Annotated in this window: 20 protein-coding genes and 1 pseudogene; 13 read left to right on the forward strand and 8 right to left on the reverse strand. The window is 56.5% G+C overall.

Annotation, left to right across the window (positions count from 1 at the left end; genetic code table 11):
• From ACTIKR_RS14105 to queA, 5 genes and pseudogenes are all read right to left on the reverse strand, one after another.
• Positions 1 to 103 (reverse strand): annotated as a pseudogene (locus ACTIKR_RS14105) (protein translocase subunit SecF); the annotation flags it as partial.
• A 53-nt stretch (positions 104 to 156) separates the two neighbouring features.
• On the reverse strand, positions 157 to 2052 hold the full coding sequence (gene secD / locus ACTIKR_RS14110) for a protein translocase subunit SecD (protein ID WP_442328159.1): 1896 nt from the start codon (positions 2050 to 2052) through the stop codon (positions 157 to 159).
• A gap of 82 nt (positions 2053 to 2134) precedes the next feature.
• Positions 2135 to 2485, reverse strand: a complete 351-nt coding sequence (gene yajC, locus ACTIKR_RS14115; protein ID WP_193087704.1) for a preprotein translocase subunit YajC — start codon at positions 2483 to 2485, stop codon at positions 2135 to 2137.
• 52 nt (positions 2486 to 2537) lie between these two features.
• Positions 2538 to 3677, reverse strand: coding sequence for a tRNA guanosine(34) transglycosylase Tgt (tgt, locus tag ACTIKR_RS14120; RefSeq protein WP_193087705.1), 1140 nt, complete (start codon positions 3675 to 3677; stop codon positions 2538 to 2540).
• 150 nt (positions 3678 to 3827) lie between these two features.
• The gene (gene queA / locus ACTIKR_RS14125) at positions 3828 to 4886 is read right to left on the reverse strand and encodes a tRNA preQ1(34) S-adenosylmethionine ribosyltransferase-isomerase QueA (RefSeq protein ID WP_193087818.1); all 1059 of its coding nucleotides are present in this window, start codon (positions 4884 to 4886) and stop codon (positions 3828 to 3830) included.
• 315 nt (positions 4887 to 5201) lie between these two features.
• Here queA and dacB point away from each other — a divergent pair, with 315 nt between their 5' ends.
• The 5 genes from dacB (at position 5202) to ACTIKR_RS14150 (ending at position 9051) form a co-directional block, all read left to right on the forward strand.
• Positions 5202 to 6923 (forward strand): D-alanyl-D-alanine carboxypeptidase/D-alanyl-D-alanine endopeptidase, encoded by a 1722-nt coding sequence (gene dacB, locus ACTIKR_RS14130; protein ID WP_442328160.1) that lies wholly within the window; start codon positions 5202 to 5204, stop codon positions 6921 to 6923.
• An 18-nt stretch (positions 6924 to 6941) separates the two neighbouring features.
• The gene (upp, locus tag ACTIKR_RS14135; RefSeq protein WP_193087707.1) at positions 6942 to 7577 is read left to right on the forward strand and encodes a uracil phosphoribosyltransferase; all 636 of its coding nucleotides are present in this window, start codon (positions 6942 to 6944) and stop codon (positions 7575 to 7577) included.
• Between the two features lie 291 nt (positions 7578 to 7868).
• On the forward strand, positions 7869 to 8186 hold the full coding sequence (locus ACTIKR_RS14140) for a DUF883 family protein (protein WP_193087708.1): 318 nt from the start codon (positions 7869 to 7871) through the stop codon (positions 8184 to 8186).
• A 12-nt stretch (positions 8187 to 8198) separates the two neighbouring features.
• Positions 8199 to 8609, forward strand: coding sequence for a phage holin family protein (locus tag ACTIKR_RS14145; RefSeq protein WP_442328161.1), 411 nt, complete (start codon positions 8199 to 8201; stop codon positions 8607 to 8609).
• Positions 8602 to 9051, forward strand: a complete 450-nt coding sequence (locus tag ACTIKR_RS14150) for a hypothetical protein (RefSeq protein WP_193087710.1) — start codon at positions 8602 to 8604, stop codon at positions 9049 to 9051. The genes ACTIKR_RS14145 and ACTIKR_RS14150 overlap by 8 nt, the downstream gene beginning before the upstream one ends.
• Here the strand turns inward: ACTIKR_RS14150 and ubiD are convergent.
• The gene (gene ubiD, locus ACTIKR_RS14155; protein WP_193087711.1) at positions 9008 to 10558 is read right to left on the reverse strand and encodes a 4-hydroxy-3-polyprenylbenzoate decarboxylase; all 1551 of its coding nucleotides are present in this window, start codon (positions 10556 to 10558) and stop codon (positions 9008 to 9010) included. The two genes, ACTIKR_RS14150 and ubiD, sit on opposite strands and share 44 nt — an antisense overlap.
• A gap of 141 nt (positions 10559 to 10699) precedes the next feature.
• On the opposite strand from ubiD, the gene ACTIKR_RS14160 reads away from it, so the two are divergent.
• On the forward strand, positions 10700 to 11575 hold the full coding sequence (locus ACTIKR_RS14160) for a lytic transglycosylase domain-containing protein (RefSeq protein ID WP_193087712.1): 876 nt from the start codon (positions 10700 to 10702) through the stop codon (positions 11573 to 11575).
• Positions 11576 to 11632: 57 nt separating this feature from the next.
• Here ACTIKR_RS14160 and ACTIKR_RS14165 read toward each other — a convergent pair whose 3' ends face one another.
• Positions 11633 to 12787, reverse strand: a complete 1155-nt coding sequence (locus tag ACTIKR_RS14165) for a pyridoxal phosphate-dependent aminotransferase (protein WP_442328162.1) — start codon at positions 12785 to 12787, stop codon at positions 11633 to 11635.
• A 143-nt stretch (positions 12788 to 12930) separates the two neighbouring features.
• Between ACTIKR_RS14165 and ACTIKR_RS14170 the strand changes: the two genes are divergently transcribed.
• From ACTIKR_RS14170 to ACTIKR_RS14185, 4 genes are all read left to right on the forward strand, one after another.
• Positions 12931 to 13851: a hypothetical protein gene (locus ACTIKR_RS14170; protein WP_193087714.1), complete on the forward strand. Its 921-nt coding sequence runs from the start codon at positions 12931 to 12933 to the stop codon at positions 13849 to 13851.
• Between the two features lie 283 nt (positions 13852 to 14134).
• Positions 14135 to 15370, forward strand: coding sequence for a patatin-like phospholipase family protein (locus tag ACTIKR_RS14175; RefSeq protein WP_226816549.1), 1236 nt, complete (start codon positions 14135 to 14137; stop codon positions 15368 to 15370).
• Positions 15363 to 15830: a barstar family protein gene (locus ACTIKR_RS14180; protein WP_193087715.1), complete on the forward strand. Its 468-nt coding sequence runs from the start codon at positions 15363 to 15365 to the stop codon at positions 15828 to 15830. The genes ACTIKR_RS14175 and ACTIKR_RS14180 overlap by 8 nt, the downstream gene beginning before the upstream one ends.
• A 289-nt stretch (positions 15831 to 16119) precedes the next feature.
• Positions 16120 to 16395, forward strand: a complete 276-nt coding sequence (locus tag ACTIKR_RS14185) for an NUDIX domain-containing protein (protein WP_442328163.1) — start codon at positions 16120 to 16122, stop codon at positions 16393 to 16395.
• A 227-nt stretch (positions 16396 to 16622) separates the two neighbouring features.
• Here ACTIKR_RS14185 and ACTIKR_RS14190 read toward each other — a convergent pair whose 3' ends face one another.
• The gene (locus ACTIKR_RS14190) at positions 16623 to 17387 is read right to left on the reverse strand and encodes a 16S rRNA (uracil(1498)-N(3))-methyltransferase (RefSeq protein ID WP_193087717.1); all 765 of its coding nucleotides are present in this window, start codon (positions 17385 to 17387) and stop codon (positions 16623 to 16625) included.
• A 101-nt stretch (positions 17388 to 17488) separates the two neighbouring features.
• Between ACTIKR_RS14190 and tkt the strand changes: the two genes are divergently transcribed.
• The 3 genes from tkt to ACTIKR_RS14205 all read left to right on the forward strand — a co-directional run bounded on the left by tkt (position 17489) and on the right by ACTIKR_RS14205 (position 21857).
• Entirely contained in the window at positions 17489 to 19543 is a 2055-nt protein-coding gene (tkt, locus tag ACTIKR_RS14195; RefSeq protein WP_442328164.1) for a transketolase, read from the forward strand.
• A 16-nt stretch (positions 19544 to 19559) separates the two neighbouring features.
• Positions 19560 to 20570 carry a type I glyceraldehyde-3-phosphate dehydrogenase gene (gap, locus tag ACTIKR_RS14200; protein ID WP_128395299.1) on the forward strand — a complete coding sequence of 337 codons (1011 nt, stop codon included), beginning with the start codon at positions 19560 to 19562 and terminating at the stop codon, positions 20568 to 20570.
• 90 nt (positions 20571 to 20660) lie between these two features.
• On the forward strand, positions 20661 to 21857 hold the full coding sequence (locus tag ACTIKR_RS14205; protein WP_442328165.1) for a phosphoglycerate kinase: 1197 nt from the start codon (positions 20661 to 20663) through the stop codon (positions 21855 to 21857).
• The last annotated feature ends 112 nt before the right edge of the window (positions 21858 to 21969 follow it).

Genomic DNA, 21969 nt, shown 5'->3' on the forward strand with positions numbered 1-21969 from the left:
CAATGAAAAATACCGCCAGCACGAAGGTGATGCCGCTGATCAGATTAAGGATCAGCGCGTTCTTCATGAACGGGATGGTTTTGCGAATTCTGAAAAATTCCATATTTATTCCTGCTCTGTCCGGTCAGCCCGGACAGAAAAAGTGTTCTGCGCTATTCAGTTCTTGGCGACGTCTTTCTTCTTGCCTGCCTCGGGACGCCAGACGGTACCGATGGAAACCGATTTGAGTTTCTTGCGCCGGCCGTACCACAAATTCACAATAGCCCGTACGCCGACCACTGATGAGAACATGGAGGTCAGGATACCGATGCAGTGAACCACGGCAAAGCCGCGAACCGGGCCGCTACCGAAAGCCAGCAGCGCCAGGCCCACAATCAGGGTCGTCAGGTTCGAGTCAAGGATGGTGGCCCACGCCTTGCTAAAGCCGACGTTGATGGCCTGTTGCGGCGAGGCACCGTTGCGCAGTTCCTCCCGGACCCGTTCATTGATCAGCACGTTCGAGTCAATCGCCATGCCCAGCGTCAATGCAATGGCGGCAATGCCCGGCAGCGTAAGCGTGGCCTGCAGCAGCGACAGGACCGCCAGCAGCAGCAATACGTTAAAGGCCAGGCCCAGGGTAGAAAACACACCGAACACGTGGTAATAAATGATCATGAAGATCGCGATCATCACGAAACCGTAAAGTGTGGAATCGAATCCCATCCGGATATTGTCGGCGCCCAGACTTGGGCCGATGGTGCGCTCTTCGATAATCGACATGGGGGCGGCCAGCGAACCTGCGCGCAGCAGCAGGGCGGTATCGGCGGCCTGCGTGGCATCCATGCTGCCTGAAATTTCGACCTGTCCGTTAGGGATTTCGCTGCGAATGACCGGAGCCGTCACGACCTGGCCTTTGCCATTTTCAAACAGAATGATGGCCAGGCGTTTGCCAATATTGTCGCGTGTGGTATCACGGAAAATGCGTGCACCCTTGTCGTCCAGTGTGAGGTTGACAGTAGGCTGCTGGGTTTGCTGGTTGCGTCCGGATTGGGCGTTTTCCAGATTCTCGCCGGTCAGCAATACCTGGCGGCGGACCAGCACTGTCCTGCCGTCGGTGTCCTTGAAACTCTCCAGTCCGAAAGGCACGGTGCCGGTGGCCATGGTGTTTTGCGCCGCAGGCGAATCATCGACCATGCGCAACTGCAGGGTGGCGGTGCGGCCGAGAATTTCCTTGGCCTTGGCGACGTCCTGAATGCCGGGCAGTTGTACGATGATGCGGTCCAGTCCCTGTTGCTGAATAATCGGTTCAGCCACACCTAGCTCGTTGATCCGGTTGTGCAGGGTCAGGATATTCTGTTTGAGGGCACTGTCCTGAACCCGCGCAATTTCGGTCGGCAGGATGCTGCCGGTCAGCAGGAATTTGTCGCCAGACTGACTGGTGGTAAATTCCAGTTCATTGGTGCGGGTACGCAGCACATCCTGCGCCTTGTTACGGTCTTGCTCAGAGGCGAAGGTGGCGGTAATGCGGTTGTCTGCGTTGTTGACCGATTCCATTGCGACACGTGCGTCGCGCAAAATGGACCGGATGTCTGTCGTCAGGGACTCATAGCGAGCAGTCAGCGCGCCTTGCATATCGACCTGTAGTAGAAAATGCACACCACCGCGCAAATCAAGACCCAGGTACATGGGATTTGCGCCGATTGCGCTCATCCAGTCCGGAGAGGCCGACAGCAGGTTCAGCGCCACGGTATAGGAAGGGTCATCGTTGACGGGATTGAGCGCGTTATCCAGTATGTCGCGAGCCTTCAGCTGCGTGTCGGTATTGGCCAGGCGGACCCGGACGGTGCCGGCAGGGCCGTTTTGTTGAAAATAGGTACCGGAAAAGGCAATATTGTTCTGCCGTAGTATGTCCTCTACCTGACCCATGGTCTGCGTGGTGACTTTTTGCGTCACCTTGGCGCTGGACACCTGCACTGCCGGTGTTTCACCAAAAAAATTGGGGGCGGTATACAGGATGCCGATAATCAGGGCAACCAGCACCGTAATGTATTTCCAGAGGGGATAGCGGTTCATACCGTAGCCGTTTTCGATAAGGGGTTGAAACAGGGGGCCGGGCAAAAAGCAGGGCGGTAATTACCGCCCGCCTGTTGCCGGATTACAGCGATTTGACTGTGCCTTTTGGCAATACTGTGGTCACTGCAACGCGTTGTACCAGCACCTCGACGGGTTTGTCTGCCAGGTTGGATACTTCCACGGTCAGGTAGTTGTCGGTGACTTTGGATATCTTGCCCAGAATACCGCCGGCAGTAATCACTTCGTCACCCTTGGCAAGGGCCTCGATCATGGCTTTGGTTTCTTTCTGGCGTTTCATTTGCGGGCGAATCATCAGGAAGTACAGCACCACGAACATCAGGATGATAGGCAGAAAACTTGTCAGACCGCCAAGGATGCCGCCGGCCGGTGCAGCCTGCGCAAGAACCAGTGTAGATAAATTGCTTGTAAGCATAAGAAAGACTCCCGTAAGTATAAATTAACCAAATATTGTAGCCTTTTCTGGGCTAGTCAATGCCTTTGGACCGATCGATGAAAAATTGTTCCTGCCAATGGGCAAAACGGCCCTGTTCCAGCGCTTGCCGCATCTGTTCCATGATGTTCAGGTAAAAATGCAGGTTGTGCAGCGTATTTAGGCGGGCGCCGGTGATTTCATTGGCCTTCTGCATATGGTGCAGGTAGGCGCGAGAAAAATGCCGACAGGTATGGCACGCGCAGGTCGGATCCAGCGGGCGGGTATCGTCGCGATACCGCGCATTGCGGATTTTAATATCACCGAAGCGGGTAAACAGCCAGCCGTTGCGTGCGTTGCGCGACGGCATGACGCAATCGAACATGTCTACGCCCTGGCTGACGCCTTCGACCAGGTCTTCCGGCGTACCTACCCCCATTAAATAGCGCGGGGCATTGTCGGGCAACTGATGGGCGATATGTGCCAGTATACGACGCATGTCCGGTTTGGGTTCGCCCACGGACAGGCCGCCGATGGCGTATCCGTCAAAACCAATGCGCTGCAGTCCGGCCAGCGATTCGTCGCGCAGGTCCTCGAACATGCCGCCCTGGACAATGCCGAACAGCGCATTGGGGTTTTGCAGCGTGTCAAACGCATCCCGGGAGCGTTGGGCCCAGCGCAGGGACATGCGCATGGAACGCGCTGCCTCATCGTGCGTGGCGGGACGCCCGTCGATGGTGTACGGTGTGCATTCGTCAAACACCATGGCGATATCCGAATTGAGTGCACGCTGGATGCGCATGGACTCTTCGGGCGTCAGAAACAGCCTTGAGCCATCGATAGGCGACGAGAACTTGACGCCTTCTTCGGTGATTTTGCTGCGCAAGTCGCTCAGGCTGAACACCTGGAAGCCGCCGGAGTCGGTCAGTAGCGGTTTTTTCCATTGCATGAAGCCGTGCAGGCCGTCATGTTTTTCAATGACTTCGGTGCCTGGCCGCAGCCACAGATGAAAGGTGTTGCCAAGCACTACCTGCGCCCCGATCTCTTCCAGTTCGTGCGGCAGCATGGCCTTGACGCTGCCATAGGTGCCCACCGGCATGAACATGGGCGTCTGGACGGTGCCGTGATTCAGAGTGATGCTGGCCCGGCGGGCTTTACCCTCGGTTTTTATTAAAGAAAAGGAAAGTCCTGGCATGATAATTGATTGATGAAGGGGAGGTGCGCGCACGACAAAGAGGCAAGTATGACAGAAACAGCACTGATTCGTTCCCTTGCGCCTGGGTCAGGGTTGTAAAGTTGGGCAGGTAAATGCACCGGCAACTGCTTTGGGCAGTGCCGGGTCGGATTAGGCGGGTGCAATAAACATAGCATCCCCATAACTGAAGAATCGGTAGCGCTGTTCGATGGCATGGCGATAGGCCTGCTGCATGCGCTCGCGACCTGTCAGGGCGGAGACCAGCATCAGTAGCGTTGACTGGGGCAAATGAAAATTGGTGATCAGTCCGTCGATCACGCGAAACGTGTAGCCTGGCGTGATAAATAGCTGCGTATCGGCGCTGTGGGCGACGGGGCAGCGCAGGTTGTCCAGTGTGCCGCCTTGCTGCGCAGCCGATTCCAGTGCCCGCACGCTCGTGGTACCAACGGCAATAACCCGTCCGCCACGCTCGCGGGCCGCAGCAATGGCGGCTACGGTCGTTTCCGGTACGGTATACCATTCTGCGTGCATAATATGCTCACTGATTTTTTCTACCCGCACCGGCTGGAATGTGCCGGCGCCCACGTGCAATGTGACCCAGGCCGTGTTTATTCCTTTGTCTTGCAGTCGCTGCAGCAGCGTTGCATCAAAATGCAAACCCGCAGTGGGTGCGGCGACGGCGCCGGGGTGGCGGGCGTAGACAGTCTGGTAACGGGTTTCATCCTGCTGGTCGGCGCTGTGTTTGATATACGGAGGCAATGGAAGGTTGCCGTGTTTGTCCAGCACGGGCAGAATATCGGTATCGAACTGCAATTGGAAAAGATCGTCATGCCGCGCCACGACTGTACAGGTAACGGCGCCATCAAAAACCAGCGTGGTGCCGGGGCGCGGTGATTTGCTGGCACGAACATGCGCCAGGGCGCGGGTGGGTTCGATAATGCGTTCAATCAGCGCTTCCACGCGCCCGCCGCTGTCCTTTTGGCCGTATAGTCTTGCCTTGATCACCTTGGTGTCATTGAAGATCAGCAGGTCTCCCGGCAACAGCAGGTCGGGCAAAGCGCTAAAGTTCAGGTCCTGCAGTGCGCCATTGTTTTGCACGCGCAACAGGCGGCTGTCGGTTCTGGTGGCAGGCGGGGTCTGGGCGATCAGGTCTTCGGGAAGTTCGTAGTCGAAGTCGGCAATACTCAGCGAGGGATCTATGGGTAACATGAATATAAAAGCAACGGAAAGCAGGGTATCGAAGGCATTGATGCGCGCAGCTGCACGTATCTGGGCTCGCAATATCGGGAAGGTTGGCGGACGAATTTCGCCGGTTTTAACCGGTTTGTCGTAATTAATCATTATAAAGTGTCTTTTTCGTTCCGGACTGCAACAGGAGAGCCAGATTACAATGATTCACCCCAAGCCTTCTTATCCGAAGCCGCGTTCTGTGGTGGGCGCCGTTTCCTGCGCAGCGACGATTGGGCAAGCGTGGCATTCGGCTTGTGCTTCTGACGCTTCTGTATGCCAATAGCAAATGTGGTGATGCGCCCTGTAGCAGGACGACTGTCCATGGTGGCTTGTCTGCTCCTGCTTAGCCTGGCGCTGGCGACCCCCGCTTGCGCGCGCGACAGCGGCGCAGGCAGCAAGCCGCAGACAAAAAAGAAGGCCTCGTCCGATAAAAAGGGAAAGACTGCAACCATTCGGGTTGCACCCGGTGCGACGTTTGAGTTCAATCGGCCGGGCGCCCTTGATGTGAAAATCGTGCCGCCCGTGAAAAAGAGCGGCCTGGGTGTAAAGAAGAAAGGGGCAACCGGTCTGGCTGCGGCAGCCGCAGCCCAAAGCGAAGCTGACGCAGGCGACCTGTTGAATGTCTATGGATTTCCCATTGCGTCGATCAAATCGGCCGATCATCTGCCCGACACCATACGAGCGCGCTGGGACAAAACCGGCGTACCGTTATCGTCGCTGTCGCTGCTGATCAAGGAGGCTGGCGGCCCTGTCATTCTGGCAATCAATCCAAGTACGCCACGTAATCCGGCTTCAGTCATGAAAATGCTCACTACCTGGGCAGCGCTCAATCGGCTGGGCAGTCAGTACACCTGGAAGACCCGTTTTTATATTGATCGCAGGGCGCGCTTTGACGTATCGCAGGCCATGCGCACGCCGCTGTATATCAAGGGGGGTGGTGATCCGGCGCTCAATTATCATAATCTGCGGCAGATGATTCGTGCCATTCAGGCCAAGGGTTTGCGTCATTTGTCGGATGTGATTGTGGACCGCTCACTGTTTGCGCCTATTTTTACGGATCCCGGCGATTTTGACGGCTCGCCGGAGCGCCCCTATAACGCCAACCCGGATGCCATGATGGTCAATCTTGGCGCGATCATGCTCAATTTGAAGCCGGATCGGCAGTCCGGCAACTGGGAGGTATCGTTTGAACCGGATATACACAATCCGCCCATAGCGGGTCACCTGGGGTTGACCACGGGTGCCTGCGTCAAGTCGCGAACCGGCTCGGAGCTGACCGGCACGGTGCAGACCGACAGTGGCCCCGCCTTGCAGCTCAAGGGAAAACTGTCTGCGGCCTGTGGGGAGTTTTCCATTTACCGGCTTGTCGGATCGCAAACCTATATGTTTTCCAGTATTTTTGAGCGGCTATGGACGGCCGAGGGCGGGACTATTTCAGGCGTGATACGCGACGGCCTGGTGCCGCAGCGCGCCGTGCCGCTGGAGACCCGCACGTCACCTTCGCTGGGGCAGGTGATACAAACGATCAACAAATACAGTAATAATGTGATGGCCAAAACACTGCTGCTGACCCTGGGGCAGGAGCTGTACGGCGCGCCGGCGACCTTCGAAAAGGGCAGCCAGGCGGTTCTGGATACGCTGCGCAAACAAGGTGTTAATATTGGCGCGTACACCGTCGTCAATGGCTCTGGGCTGTCCCGCGCAGGACGCATCACTGCCGGAGGGCAGGCCCAGATGCTCGATACCATCTGGGCTTCGCGCTTGCGGGACGTATTCATCGATTCATTGTCAGTCTCGGGTGTCGATGGTACTATGCGTCGCCGCCTGACGGATCAGGCGGCAAAGGGCCGGGGATACTTCAAGACAGGGACGCTGGGCAATGCCAGTGCATTGTCAGGTTATGTCACTGCGGCTAGCGGCAAAACCTATATCCTGGTCAGCCTGGTCAATGATGTTGCCGCCCTTAAAACCAAATCCTTTGTCGACGGCCTTGTCCAGTGGCTCATTGCACAATAATTTTTCGGAGAAAAAAACATGTCCGTTCACGAAATCAGCCATCCCCTGATCCAGCACAAGCTGGGCATCATGCGGCGGGCCGATCTGAGCACCAAGAGTTTTCGGGAACTGGCCCAGGAAATCGGGGCGTTGCTGACCTACGAAGCGTCCAAGGACTTTCCCTTGGAAGATGCCGTCATTGAAGGCTGGTGCGGCAACGTCACAGTCAAAAAAATTGCCGGAAAGAAAGTGACTGTCGTGCCGATTTTGCGTGCCGGCATCGGTATGCTCGATGGCGTCTTGTCCCTGATTCCCGGCGCCAAGGTCAGTGCCGTGGGCATTGCACGTAACGAAGAAACGCTGGAAGCGGCCACCTATTTGCAAAAACTGGTTGGCGATCTGGATCAGCGTCTGGCGCTTATCATTGATCCGATGCTGGCGACCGGTGGCTCCATGGAAGCGACCATCACCATGCTCAAGCAAGCCGGTTGCCGGGAAATCAAGGCGCTGGTTCTGGTTGCCGCACCCGAAGGCATTGAGCGGGTGCTGAACGCGCATCCCGAAGTCAAAATTTACACGGCATCCATTGATGAGCGACTGAACCGGGACGGCTATATCATTCCCGGACTGGGCGATGCCGGTGATCGCATATTCGGAACAAGACAGAAAGAATAGGCTACCAATTTTGTCAGAGTGTTGCGTCGTATATGCCGTGCGGTATAAGGCAAGTGATTGTTTTTAAATATGAAAATATAAAATACATGCTTTTTTCAGGGCTCGCGACGGATGTCAGGACCTGTGTAAATGAAAACAATCTTAAAGTCTGGTCGATAAGTGCCTGGAATGCGCTATGATGAACTTGAAATTCTCAACAATGGCTTAATATAAGAAACAAGAAAGCAGGACCCGGACAAAGCGGGTGTTCCGCTTGCCGGCAATTTTAGATAATCATTGCAGGAGAGTCACATGGCTAGTAAATCAAGTCTCGAACAATCTCAGGAACAGCTGTTGAACAATCTGCGGGCCAGTATTGCGGAAGCAGAAGGTATGCTCAAGGAAGCCTCCGAAATCGGCGGCGACAAAGCCAGCGAGTTGCGAGATCGTGCTGTGAACGCTCTGAACAAAGCGACCGGTTCATTCAAGGATGTGCAGGAACGCGCGGTAGAACAAAGCAAGCAGGCAGTCAAGGTGACAGACGACTATGTGCATGATAATCCATGGCGTACGGTCGGTTTTGCTGCGCTGGCAGGAATCCTGCTGGGTGTCATCATCGGTCGCAAGTAACGCGAACCAACGATGTCAGTCAAACAGAATCTGCGTGCCGTCAGCGGCGGTTTTACCTCGCTGATCAAAACGCGCCTTGAACTGCTGTCTCTGGAACTGACGGAAGAAAAGGACCGGCTTTTGTCGGTTCTTTTATTCGGCGCTGTTGGCTTGCTGTTTTTGCACTTGGCACTCACTGTTGTCGCTGTGCTGGTCGGGCTGTTGTTCTGGGGCACGGAGTACCGTTACATCGCCCTGGCAGTCCTGGTGCTGGTCTATGCCTTAATCGGTCTGGGCTGTTTGCTTTTGATGAAAAAGCATCTGGGGCTGGCGGCGACGCCTTTCGCGGCAACCATCGATGCCTTGCGGGATGATGCGCAGGCCCTGCGCGGGCGTAGTGAGCCGGCATCTGCTGCCGCTACCAAAGGAGTCGGCGATGAATGAGCCAGTACTGAAAAAGCCTTTACGCAAGGCCTTGCTGACCGCCCGGGTCCTGGCCGAGCGCGAACAATTGCGACAGGATGTGAGTGTGCTTGGTCATTCGCTCTCTCCGGACGCCATCAAAACGGCCCTGCTGGATGCGGGCGGCGAAACGCTGATGAGCTTTACGCGCAGGCGCAGCGGCTTTTTTTCACTGATCGAAAAAAATCCGCTGGTCAGCCTGACCATCGCGCGCTTTTTGCTGCGTGCCGCCAAGTCCCGTTCGGCGCTGATCAAGCCGATCGCCCTGGCCGCGACCTCATGGTTTGTCTATAACAAATTCCAGTCGAAGCAGACGTCACGGCGCCAGGCACCGTCTCGCAGTAAGTCTGAGCAGGATCTCCCGGTCGATCATGGTACATTTACGTATCAAGACCAAGATCCTGCCACAGAGCATCGACCCTGAGTCTGACGTCCTGATCCATGGCAATGGGCGTTCCCCATTCGCGATGCGTTTCGCCCGGCCATTTGTTGGTGGCGTCCATGCCCATTTTTCCACCCAGCCCGGACTCGGGTGAGGCAAAGTCCAGATAGTCGATTGGTGTATTTTCCACCAGTACCGTATCACGCACCGGGTCCATGCGCGTGGTCATCGCCCAGATCACTTCCTTCCAGTCGCGCGCGTTTATATCGTCATCGACAACGACAATGAATTTGGTATACATGAACTGGCGCAGGATACTCCATACCCCAAACATGACACGCTTGGCATGGCCGGCGTATTGCTTGCGGATCGACACGACTGCCAGGCGGTAGCTGCAGCCTTCAGGCGGCAGATAAAAATCAACAATCTCCGGTAGCTGTTTCTGCAGCAGCGGCACGAACACTTCATTGAGCGCCACGCCCAGTACGGCAGGTTCGTCTGGCGGCTTGCCGGTGTAAGTGCTATGGTAGATCGGCTTATTGCGCATGGTGATGCGATCAATGGTGAATACCGGAAACCAGTCCTGCTCATTGTAATAGCCCGTATGGTCACCATAAGGGCCTTCGAGCGCCATCTCGAAACCGTTGCCGCGCGGGGCTGTGATGCCGGTCGCAGGGTCGGGAGCAATGGCATCGGGATGGCTGGCCGGCAGAATATGACCTTCAAGCACGATTTCCGCAGAAGCGGGTACAGACAGGGTGTTGCCGATCGATTTGACTAGTTCGGTTCGCGAGCCGCGCAGCAGGCCTGCGAACTGGTATTCGGACAGGCTGTCGGGCACTGGAGTGACCGCTCCCAGAATGGTGGCCGGGTCCGCGCCCAGTGCCACTGACATGGGGAAGGGCTGGTCGGGGTGGGCAAGCGCGTGGTCACGAAAATCCAGCGCGCCGCCACGGTGGGACAACCAGCGCATGATAACCTTGTTTCTGCCGATGACCTGCTGCCGGTAAATCCCCAGGTTCTGGCGTTTCGCCTTTGGCCCACGGGTCACCACCAGCCCCCAGGTGATCAGCGGGGCGATATCGCCGGGCCAGCACAGCTGAATCGGCAGGCGTGATAAGTCAACCTCGTCTTTTTCCCAGATAATTTCCTGACACGCTGCATGGCGTTGCATTTTCGGCGCCATGTCCCACAGTGCCGACTTGAGCATGGACACGGTGCCGATCGCTTCGCGGAGGCCTTTTGGCGCTTCGGGCTCGCGCAGGCTGGCCAGCAGTGTACCCGTATCGCGCAAGGCGCTGACCGATTCGGCGCCCATGCCCCAGGCCACACGTTCGGGGGTGCCAAACAGATTGGTTAGCACCGGGATGTCCGATTTGCGTCCCTGGTGTACGGGCTGTTCGAAACGCAGGGCCGGGCCGCCGGCGCGCAGCACCCGGTCACTGATTTCGGTCATTTCCAACCGGGTTTGTACCGGCACTTGAATGGATTTAAGATTATCCCGCTTTTCCAGTTGCTTGAGAAAATCCCGCAGATCCGCATATTTCACGATAGACAGCCTATTGATGACTCAGATAGTGCATTATAGGAGAAAGGCAGGGGAGGATGCGGGCCAGCCAAAACTGGGGTATAGTAAATTTCCTCAAATCTCTCCGGACCCTTGCGTGGGGTGATCCGGTCTTTGTCATACATGAATTCTGCGACAACCCGTTCTGTTGCTTCCCGCTATTTTGGCTCCGTTTATCGGACTGCGCTCGATATTGTCCATCTGATGGTCTCCTATCTGGGGATCGCCGTGCTTGTTGCTGTGCTGGCGGCTGCACTTTTGCCGGCCATCCGCGACCAGATCCGGGTGATTCACCAGGCATCGTTGAATGCCCTGATGCCCGACAGCACGGTCATGTCTGACAAGGACCTGCTCACCATTTTCAATTCGCCGCATGTGCGCACGGGCGATTTGGTGCCGCCGCCGGCACCATCGCCAGAGCAGCAGCATAACGCGGCGCTGACCAGAGAGCTCGATTACACGGACGAGGGCTTTTTTGCCAATCTTGGTATTTCGAACAGCCAGTTCACCGTTCCCGGCCTCAGCAACAGCCAGGCGCTGGCGTTGCGCGAGTATGTCGCGCGCAAATTCAGAATCGCCCGTAATGTGACCGGCGCGCTGATCCGCGTGGTCTATTCGGTCGCCGAAAAGCAGCAGCTGGATCCGATTCTGATGCTTGGCGTCATCGCGATAGAGTCACGCTACAATCCGTTCGCAGAAAGCCATGTGGGCGCACAGGGGCTGATGCAGGTCATGCCCAAGGTGCATGCCGAGAAATTCGATGTGTTTCACGGCGGTATATTGTCTGCCCTCAATCCCGTGGCCAACATTCAGGTGGGTGCGAAAATTCTTCACGATTGCATTGCACGCCGCGGTTCAGTGGATCGGGGGCTGGGATGCTATGTGGGCGCCATTGGCCCCAATGATGGCGGTTATGCTGCTAAGGTGCAGGCCGAGCGGCGTCGGATCGCGCTGGAATCGGGCATTGCGCTCAAGCGTAACCTAGGAAAATATCAATAGACAGGGTCCGGGGGGATAGGGCGCCGGCACAACCGGCCGGCGTATCTTCCCAGGGTGCTACAGGATCTTTTGCAGCCGCTCGATGGCTTCGCGCAGCCTGTCCAGTGCGGTGGCGTATGAGACGCGGATCATTTTCTTCGCATAGGCAGGGCCAAAATCGAGCCCTGGAACAACCGCAATGCCGGCTTCGTGCAACAGTTTGTGGGCGAATTGATGGCTGCTCATACCGTGCTGACTGATGTCGGCATAAATATAAAATGCGCCATCAGGCTTGACCGGCACATGGATGCCGAGTTTTTCGAACTCGGGCAACAGAAAATCACGCCGTTCCATGAAGGCCAGGCGCCGGTGCTCGTAAATGGCCAAAGCCTCTTCCGTAAAACATGAAATGGCCGCGTGCTGGGCAAGCGTGGGCGGGCAGATGCTCAGGCTTGCGGCTAGTTTTTCGACCGGGCTGACCATGGCTTCGGGCACGACCATCCAGCCCAGCCGCCAGCCGGTCATATTGAAGTATTTGGAAAAACTGTTGATGACGACAATTTCCGGATCCAGTGTCAGCGCAGATCGCGGCACTCGGTCATAGCACAGGCCAAGATAGATTTCGTCCATGATGAGCACGCCGCCACGCTCCTTGACGGTCTGGATGATCCGGACCAGTTCCTCGCGTTCGATGGACGTGCCGGTCGGATTGCTGGGCGAGGCAATGAGCACGCCGCGCGTCTTATCGGTCCAATGGGCGGCAATCTTGTCCGCTGACAACTGGAAGCGTTCTTGCGCCGTGCAGGGCACCAGCCGAGGTGTGGCCCCGGAGCACAGGATGAAATTCGAATTGGCCGGATAGGCCGGATCCGGCATCAGAATCTCGTCACCGGGATTGAGCAGCGTCATGCAGGCCAGCGACAACGCGCCGGAAGCGCCTGCGGTAATGATGATCCGCTCCGGGTCCACTTCCGCGCCCCAATGACTTTTGTAATAATCGGCAATGGCCGAGCGCAGCGGCATGATGCCCAGTGCCGGACTGTAGCCGCTCAAGCCCGCCTGCGCCGCTCTGGCCAGCGTATCGACCACGATAGGGGGCGCAGTAAAATCGGGTTCCCCGATACCAAGGCTGATAATATCCCGGCCCTGTTCACGCAGTTGCTGGGCGGCCTTGGTGACCTCGATTGCGTGAAAAGTAAGGGCCTGGTCGATTCGGTGGGCAAAACGGGTCATGGTGAAACTGCGCAAGGTAAAATAGATCAGAATGAATACGTGTGGTGAGCGCCCATTGTAACGGTAAACGCCTGCCGGCACGTTATCCGTCCCTTTGCCGGACTGTTTTACCGCTGTTGCAACAAAGGCTTTTGCAATTGATCATGCATGTGAATCGTCGTCGCTTTCTTACCCTTAGTAAACGCCCTCAGGAAGGGCCGTGGCCGGCCTTCTGCCGTCGGGTACAGCGGGCACTGGAAGCGCCCCTCACCGACGAGCAGGAGACGGACGGATACTATTGCGCGCGCATCGTGTTACAAGACTTGGGCGATCTGCCTTCGCTCAGGCAGCTTTGCCAGGAGTACGACGTGGCGATGGTGCAGGAAGGCACAGCGACGGCGGCTACTATCATTGGCCGTTCCTGCCTGATAGTCGGCACCGGTTCGCGGCTGCATGGCACCGAAGCGCTGGGCGAACACGCCTGCCTGGCATTGCCGGGCACAGCAGTCGCACATATGCAGGCGCTGGGCTATGAACAATTCTCACATGTGCCCCCTGAACTGACCTTGGTGCAATGGCTGGCCATGCCGCAGTGGCACGACTGCAGGCCCGGCTGCACCGCCAGTTCCGGGCTGGAGCGGGTGCATGCCCTGTTTGCCGACGGCCAGACTGCCGTGCTGGGCGGTTTTGGTGTGAATGACGAGTCGCCGCTGCGCCTGCCTGCGCTGCAACGGCTGATTCCGGCCCTGTTCGAACAGTTGTCCGATCCCGATATCGCCCGTTGCGCCGATATGCCCCGCTGGCCGCTGGCCTACAGGCTGGATGCGCTCAAGCCCCAGCTGGGCGATATCAATCTGGCCCAGCTCTTTCTGGGTCATGGCGGAACACTCGTCTGGTGCCAGGAACTGGTGATCCGCCGCATGCGGTACAACGCCATTGTGACCGATGCCGTGCTCAGCGACGCCGATCGTGACTTTGTTGCCGGGGTGCATCATCATATTGAGGGCAATATCAAAGCCCTGTTTGATCCGGGCGGACTGTTTGTCTATCCCGATGAATTGCTGCCGGGCAGTGCTGGGCGATGATCGTCGCAAGGCACCACCAGGGTGACGCAAACCGGGCTGGCAGTGGCAATAGGGGATAAACCTGTGTCGGAATTACCGGATGCATTTCTGGATGAATTTTCGTATGATAGCTGTCAGACCGCTCTGAACTGGCAGCCCGGTGCGCGCCTTGCGTCACACTTGCCATGAAACGCCACATTTGCCATGAAACGCCACATTTCTCAGGAATTAGAATGGATCAAAATTTCCGTGCCAAGGCCCATGAGTATCATGAAAAGGGAGCTTGCAATAAGGGCAAATGCCAATGAACGATCCGTCCCTGTCGCGCATTATGGATACTACCTCCGGTCCCCAAACGGCCCTGGTCCTGACCGGGGGCGGGGCGCGGGCAGCCTATCAGGTAGGGGCGTTACAGGCTATTTTGGCGATTCTCGATCCCAACAAGTCTGCGCACTTCAGAAACCCATTTCCGATCGTATGCGGCTCGTCAGCCGGGGCCATCAATGCCACCGCCTATGCCTGTCGTGCCGCACACCCACACGCTGCGCTCAAGCGGCTTGAAAAAATCTGGCGCAGCCTGCATACAGCCGATGTCTATCGTTCTGACCCGATGGGGGTGTTCGGTAACGGCATGCGCTGGCTGGGCATGCTGATGTTCGGCTGGGCGCTGCAGGGGCTCCGCGATAATGCGCCCAAGTCGCTGCTGGATAATCGTCCGCTGGCCAAATTGCTGTGCGGCAGTATTGATTTTCCCAATTTACAGCGCAACCTGCACACGGGTCATTTGCATGGGTTGGCCATTACGGCATCCAGCTATACCAGTGGTAATCATCTGACGTTCTACCAGTCCAGCGGCCCGCTTGATGCCTGGGAGGGGCGTCGCCGCTATGCCATTGCAGAACCCATCACAATTGATCATCTGATGGCGTCCAGCGCCATCCCATTCGTGTTTCCGGCAGCCCACCTGGCACTGGGAGAAAAAGGAGAGTGGTGTGGTGACGGGTCCATGCGCCAGTTGGCTCCCATCAGCCCGGCCATCCATCTGGGGGCTGACCGGGTATTGGTCATCAGCACCAACGCCCATGGCGATACGCCGACAGAAGAAGATTCGGTGCATCAAAGCGACCAATATCCAACGCTGGCGCAAATTGGCGGCCATGCCTTGTCGGACATCTTCATTGATGGTCTATCCATCGATCTGGAACGCATCAGTCGCATCAATACACTGCTCGAATCTGTACCACCTAGTGTACAGTTAAATACAGGTGTGAAAAAAATTGATGTTTTAACGATTAGTCCGAGTAAATCTATTGACGAAATTGCCCTGAAGCATTTAAATTTCATGCCTAAGTCGGTTCGGGCCTTTTTGCGGGTATTGGGCGTTTCGGGACGACCCGAAAAAGAGTCTGGCGGATTGCTTGCTTCGTTCCTGCTCTTTGAATCAGCCTTTACGGGTGAGCTGATCGAACTGGCCTTTAATGACGTGATGGCACGTCAGGAAGAAATCAAAGCGTTTTTTTATGGAGAGGTCAATGAATAAAAAAACAGGTACCGCACTGAAAGCTATCCTGGAAACGGGTGGCGCCATAAAAGAAAAAACGATTGGTCTAAATGAACTCAAAGCGCATGCTGAAAAAGCAGGTCTGGCCTATTTCGAGGCCGATTGCGACAAGGCGCGCAGTTGCTCGGCCGTGCTGCGTGCCATTGCCAAGGCGGTAGACTATCCGGTGTTTTTTGGCAGCAATATGGATGCTTTGCTCGATTGCCTGGGCGAGACGCTGCTTGAGCAGAAAGGCGGAATGGTGCTCGCATTACGTCGCCTGCATTCCGAAGACGATTCACTTCTTGAACATATCGATGCGCTCAAGGGTGTGCTTAACGATACCGTGGAATATGGCGACGATAATGGGCGCGTCTTTTCCTACATGGTAGAACACGCAGGCAAGCACGAAGCGGCCGAGCCCGGGCGTGCCCCCAGGCCATACGCGCAAAGCGATTGATGTCTGCCCTTTACGCGGCAGCGACAATGCGTTTCGAGTGAAGAGGGTCACAGCCGAACAAACCAACCGACATAGAGCGACCGAATGCTGCGATCGATTACTGAAAGCGATTGGAGCACTTGATTACAGCAGCCAGATAGCGCTATTAACAGATAGCGCTATTAAATATCGCAACACAATATGTACCGTCACCGGCATGTCTTTTTAGTATTGCGGCGCCGGCTTCGGTGGCATCAGCCACTGCACGCCACGCGCGCCGGTTCCTGATCATATAAAGGGAGGGGTACCTATGCTATCTGATTATTTATGGAATCTGCGGGCAAAAATCGGCAATGAACTGATCCAGCTGCCTTCTGTTGCTGCCGTCATCCTTAACGCGAATGACCAGATTCTGTTGCAGGAAAAAGACGGCGCTCAAGGATGGAATCTGCCGGCAGGTGTCATCGAACTGGCAGAGACGCCACAGCAAGCACTGGCCAGGCAGGTCAGGCATGATACAGGCCTTGAGCTGCTTTGCTCGCAGCTTCTGGACGTGTTCGGCGGCAAGGCGTTTCGTTATATTTAACCTAATGGCGATGAAGTGGAGTACACCGTCATTGTGTTCAATTGCGTGACCGAAGGCCAACTGAGGGCACAGGACGAGCAAAATGGGAAATTGCGCTACTTTTCAAGATCGCAGATGCCCACGCTCGCTTTACCTTATCCCAGGGAAGTGCTGTTTCGCCATTGCCGAGCGAATCCGCCTGCTTAAATCGCGAACCAACCCTTTTTGCCGCCAGTTGGGCAGTTTTCCTACAGCCAGCCAAGCGTGGCGATGGCTGCAGCGGTCATGGCAAGGCCGGCGGTTTCCGTTCTTAAAATTCGTGCGCCGAAAGTGACGGTCTCAATGCCGGCCGCCTGCACCTTGCGAAGTTCCTGCGGCGACCATCCTCCCTCCGGTCCGATCAGCAAGCGAAACGAGAGCGGTGCTGGCGGGGTCGCCGTTGAAGAGGTCTGCGACAGCGTTGCAAGTGCCTGCAAAAGCGAGCGCTCGCCCTCGGGATGACACAGATATCCCCGCGCCCCGCTGGCTTGTTGCAGATACGCGTTCAGTGTCTGCAGCGGATGGACCTGCACAATACAGTTGCGACCCGATTGCTCGCTGGCCGATTCGGCAATGCGTTGCCAGTGCAGCTGACGTTTTTCCAACCGGTTGCCGGACAGTTGCACAATACTGCGTTCTGCGCTGACCGGAAACACATCGGATACGCCCAGTTCGGCTGCCTTTTCGATAATCCAGTCCATCTTGTCGCCCGATGGCAGTCCTTGCACCAGGCCAATTCTGCCTGGCAGCTCGGTACGGGTATGCTGTTGCGGGCCAAGGTCAGCCATGGCTCGTCCCTGTTCAAAGCGCAACTGTGCCGGAAATTGGGTGCCGTCGCCATTGAAGAGCACAATCGCGTCGCCTTCGCGCAGTCGCAAGGCGCGGGAAGCGTGATGCGCAGCGGCATCGGGCAGGGCAACGCGGGTGTGCGCCAGCAGCGGTATCGGACAATAGAAGCGGGGTGGGGTATGCATGGCTAAATTTTACTTTATTTAGCGAGAGCGTCACGGACAAAACATGGAGTGTTAAAATCGCTGGCTAATCGTAACTAAACCGTGATTTCTACAGGATCCGCATGACCACCACGGCCGCCACATCGAATTCCCACCTTTCCAATGCAATCCGCGCGCTGGCCATGGATGCCGTGCAACAGGCCAATTCCGGCCATCCCGGCGCGCCCATGGGCATGGCTGAGATTGCCGAAGCGCTGTGGACGCGCCACTTGCGTCACAATCCTGCAGATCCGGCCTGGGCTGACCGGGACCGTTTTGTTCTATCCAACGGCCACGGCTCCATGCTGCTGTACGCGTTGCTGCATTTAACCGGCTATGATTTGCCTATTGAAGAGCTGCGCCAATTCCGCCAATTGCATTCCAAAACACCGGGGCACCCCGAAGTGGGCATCACTGCCGGCGTGGAAACCACAACCGGCCCGCTGGGTCAGGGGCTGTCAAATGCGGTTGGTTTCGCACTGGCCGAGCAATTGCTGGCAGCAGAGTTCAACAAACCCGAACACAAAATCGTCGACCACTACACCTATGCCTTCGTTGGCGATGGATGCCTGATGGAAGGCATTTCCCACGAGGTGTGCTCGCTGGCCGGGACCCTGAAACTGTCCAAACTCATCGTTCTGTATGATGATAATGGTATCTCTATCGACGGCAAGGTTGAACCCTGGTTTGCCGATGATACCGGCAAGCGCTTTGAAGGTTACGGCTGGAATGTGATTCGTGGCGTCGATGGTCACGATGTCGTTGCCGTCGACCACGCCATCGCCAAAGCCAAACAGCAGGCGCAGCGTGGCTCTTCCGGTCCGACGATCATTATCTGCAAGACGACGATCGGCAAGGGCGCACCCAATCTACAGGGTAGCGACAAGGTTCATGGCGCACCATTGGGCGCGGCGGAAATTGCCGCCACGCGCGAAGCCATTGGCTGGACGCTGCCGCCCTTTGAAATCTCCGAAGACGTATATGCCGGCTGGAACCAGCGCGAGCGTGGCGATCAGATCCAGCGTGACTGGAAAAAACAGTTTGCGCTCTATAGCATAGACTACCCACAGCAAGCCCAGGAATTTACCCGCCGGATGAATGGCCAGATGCCTGAAGGCTTCGCCGAAAAATTCGCGGCATTTCTGCAGCAAACCGTCAGCAAGGCTGAAACCGTCGCATCGCGCAAGGCATCGCAGTTTGCCATTACGGCGCTGGTCGATATGCTGCCTGAAATGCTGGGCGGCTCGGCAGACCTGACCGGGTCGGTCTTTACCGACTGGAAAGGCGCCGGCGCAGTGCGTTGCGGTACAGACGGCCATCTGAGCTTCGGTCGTCATATCAATTATGGCGTGCGCGAGTTCGGCATGGCAGCCATTATGAATGGTATTGCCCTGCATGGCGGTTACCTGCCTTTTGGCGGCACGTTCCTCACTTTTTCAGATTATTCACGCAACGCCATCCGCATGGCCGCGCTGATGAAGCAGCGCGTTATCCATATTTTTACGCACGACTCCATTGGTCTGGGCGAAGATGGACCCACGCACCAGTCGGTGGAGCATGCCGCCAGCCTGCGCCTGATCCCCAATCTTGATGTCTGGCGTCCTTGCGACACGACTGAAACAGCCATCGCCTGGAAGTCTGCCGTATCGCGTCCTGTCAGCGTCGGCATGCAGGTGCAAGAGGGTGGCCCCAGTGCCTTGCTTTTATCGCGCCAGAACCTGCCTTTTGTTGAACGCGATGACGCCACCGTCGAACAAATAGAAAAAGGTGGTTACGTCTTGCGTGACGCTCAAGGGGCACAAGCCGTTATCATTGCTACCGGTTCCGAAGTCGGCCTGGCGCTTGAAGCCCAGGCATTGCTTGCGCAGGAAAATATTCCCGTCCGTGTCGTATCCATGCCCAGCACGTCTGTATTTGATCGCCAGAGCGCCCAATGGCGCGACAGCGTGATCCCGCGGGCCTTGCCTGCCGTCTCTGTCGAGGCGGGGGTCACCTCGGGCTGGTACAAATATATCGGCCGCAACGGCGTGGCCGTCGGTCTGGATACCTACGGTGAATCGGCGCCTGCCGGCGTACTGTTCAAGCATTTCGGGTTTACCGCGGAGAACGTGGCGAACAGGGTTAAACAGGTTTTATAAAACAGGAGAGAATGTAATGACCATTCGTGTTGCAATTAACGGCTACGGCCGCATCGGCCGTAATGTACTGCGCGCTCACTATGAAGGTGGCAAAAAGCATGATATTGAAATCGTCGCGATCAATGATCTGGGCGATCCAAAGACCAATGCCCACCTGACTCAGTATGACACTGCGCATGGCCGCTTCCCTGGTACTGTCGCCGTCGATGGTGATTACATGGTAATCAATGGCGACAAGATCCGTGTCCTGGCCAACCGCAATCCGGCAGAACTGCCATGGGGCGAGCTGAACGTTGACGTAGTCATGGAATGCACAGGCTTTTTTACTTCCAAGGAAAAAGCCAGCGCCCACCTCAAAGGCGGTGCCAAGAAGGTCATTATTTCCGCCCCGGGCGGCAAAGACGTAGACGCCACTATTGTTTACGGCGTCAACCACCAAGTGCTCAAAGCAAGCGACACCGTCATTTCCAATGCCTCATGCACCACCAACTGCCTGGTTCCGCTGGTGCAACCGCTGCATGAAGCGCTGGGTGTGGAAAACGGCCTGATGACAACCATCCACGCCTACACCAATGACCAGGTGTTGACTGACGTTTATCATGAAGACCTGCGTCGCGCCCGTTCAGCCACCATGAGCATGATTCCTACCAAAACCGGTGCGGCTGCTGCTGTCGGTCTGGTCTTGCCCGAACTGAACGGCAAGCTGGATGGCTATTCGGTCCGCGTTCCGACGATCAACGTATCTCTTGTCGATCTGTCTTTCGTGTCCAAACGCGACACGACGGTCGAAGAGGTAAATGCCATTCTGAAAAAAGCGTCGGAAGGTTCGCTCAAAGGTATCCTGGATTACAACGAAGCCCCGCTGGTGTCAGTGGACTTCAATCATAATCCGGCATCCAGCACGTTCGATGCTACGCAAACCAAAGTATCTGGAAAACTGGTCAAAGTGGCGTCCTGGTACGACAACGAGTGGGGTTTCTCCAATCGTATGCTCGATACCACGGTAGCCCTGATGTCTGCCAAGTAATCGGTTGGTGTCTGTCAAGGACATTGCAAACGGCATTGCGCGCTTCGGCGGGCAGTGCCGTTTTTCACAATAACACCAAGGAGTGACAAGATGGCGAATGTACAAACGCTTTCCGCCCTGGCAAAGAATGGCCAGCTCAAAGATAAACGTGTTTTCATCCGTTCCGATTTGAACGTGCCACTGGCCGACGACGGCAGTATCACTGAAGACACCCGTATTCGCGCCTCCGTGCCGGCCATCCAGATGGCGCTGGAAGCAGGCGCTGCCGTCATGGTGACATCGCATCTGGGCCGCCCGACAGAGGGCACGTTGACGTCCCAGGACTCGCTTGCCCCGGTAGCCAAGCGCCTGAGCGAATTGCTGGGCAAGCCCGTGCAATTGATCCAGGACTGGGTCGAAGGCGTCAGCGTGGCGCCTGGCCAGGTCGTGTTGCTGGAAAACTGCCGCGTCAATAAAGGCGAGAAGAAAAACGATGAAGCGTTGGCCCGAAAATTGGCTGCGCTTTGCGATGTCTATGCCAATGACGCATTCGGCACGGCCCATCGCGCCGAGGCCACCACGCATGGTATTGCCAAATTTGCACCTATTGCCTGCGCCGGTCCTCTGCTCGAAGCCGAACTGGAGGCCCTGGGTAAAGCGTTGCAGAATCCCAAGCGGCCGCTGGTGGCTATTGTCGGTGGTTCCAAAGTCTCGACCAAGCTGTCTATCCTGCAGTCGCTGGCCGACAAGGTCGACCAGCTGGTTGTCGGTGGCGGCATTGCCAATACCTTCATGCTTGCCAGCGGCAAGAAAATCGGCAAATCACTGGCCGAACCCGATCAGATCGATCAGGCCAAAATCGTGATCGATCTGATGGCCAAACGTGGCGCCAGTGTTCCTATTCCGACAGACGTTGTCTGCGGCAAGGAGTTTTCCGCCCAGGCCAAGGGTGAAGCCAAATCGGCCGATGCGGTGGCCGATGACGATATGATTTTCGACATTGGCGACAATACAGCCGACGAGCTGGCCGGCATTCTGAAAAATGCCGGTACGATCGTATGGAACGGCCCGGTAGGCGTTTTTGAATTTGACGCTTTTGCCAACGGCACCCGCAAGGTGGCCGAAGCCATTGCCGCATCTGACGGCTTTTCCATTGCTGGTGGCGGCGATACACTGGCAGCCATTTCCAAGTTCGGCATCACCGACCAGGTAGGCTATATCTCTACCGGCGGCGGCGCGTTTCTGGAGTTTCTTGAAGGCAAGGTGTTGCCTGCGGTAGAGATTCTCGAGCAACGCAACAAATCATAAGCCTGCGGCTGGTCCCGCGTGATGCTGCATTGTGGTATCAGCATTACGCATTAGCATCAGCATCACAAGACAACAGCAATAACAGAAAAAAGGCCAGCGACTGTGTCGGTGG

The sequence above is a fragment of the Advenella sp. genome (assembly GCF_052108595.1).
In the GTDB taxonomy this organism is placed as follows: domain Bacteria; phylum Pseudomonadota; class Gammaproteobacteria; order Burkholderiales; family Burkholderiaceae_B; genus Advenella.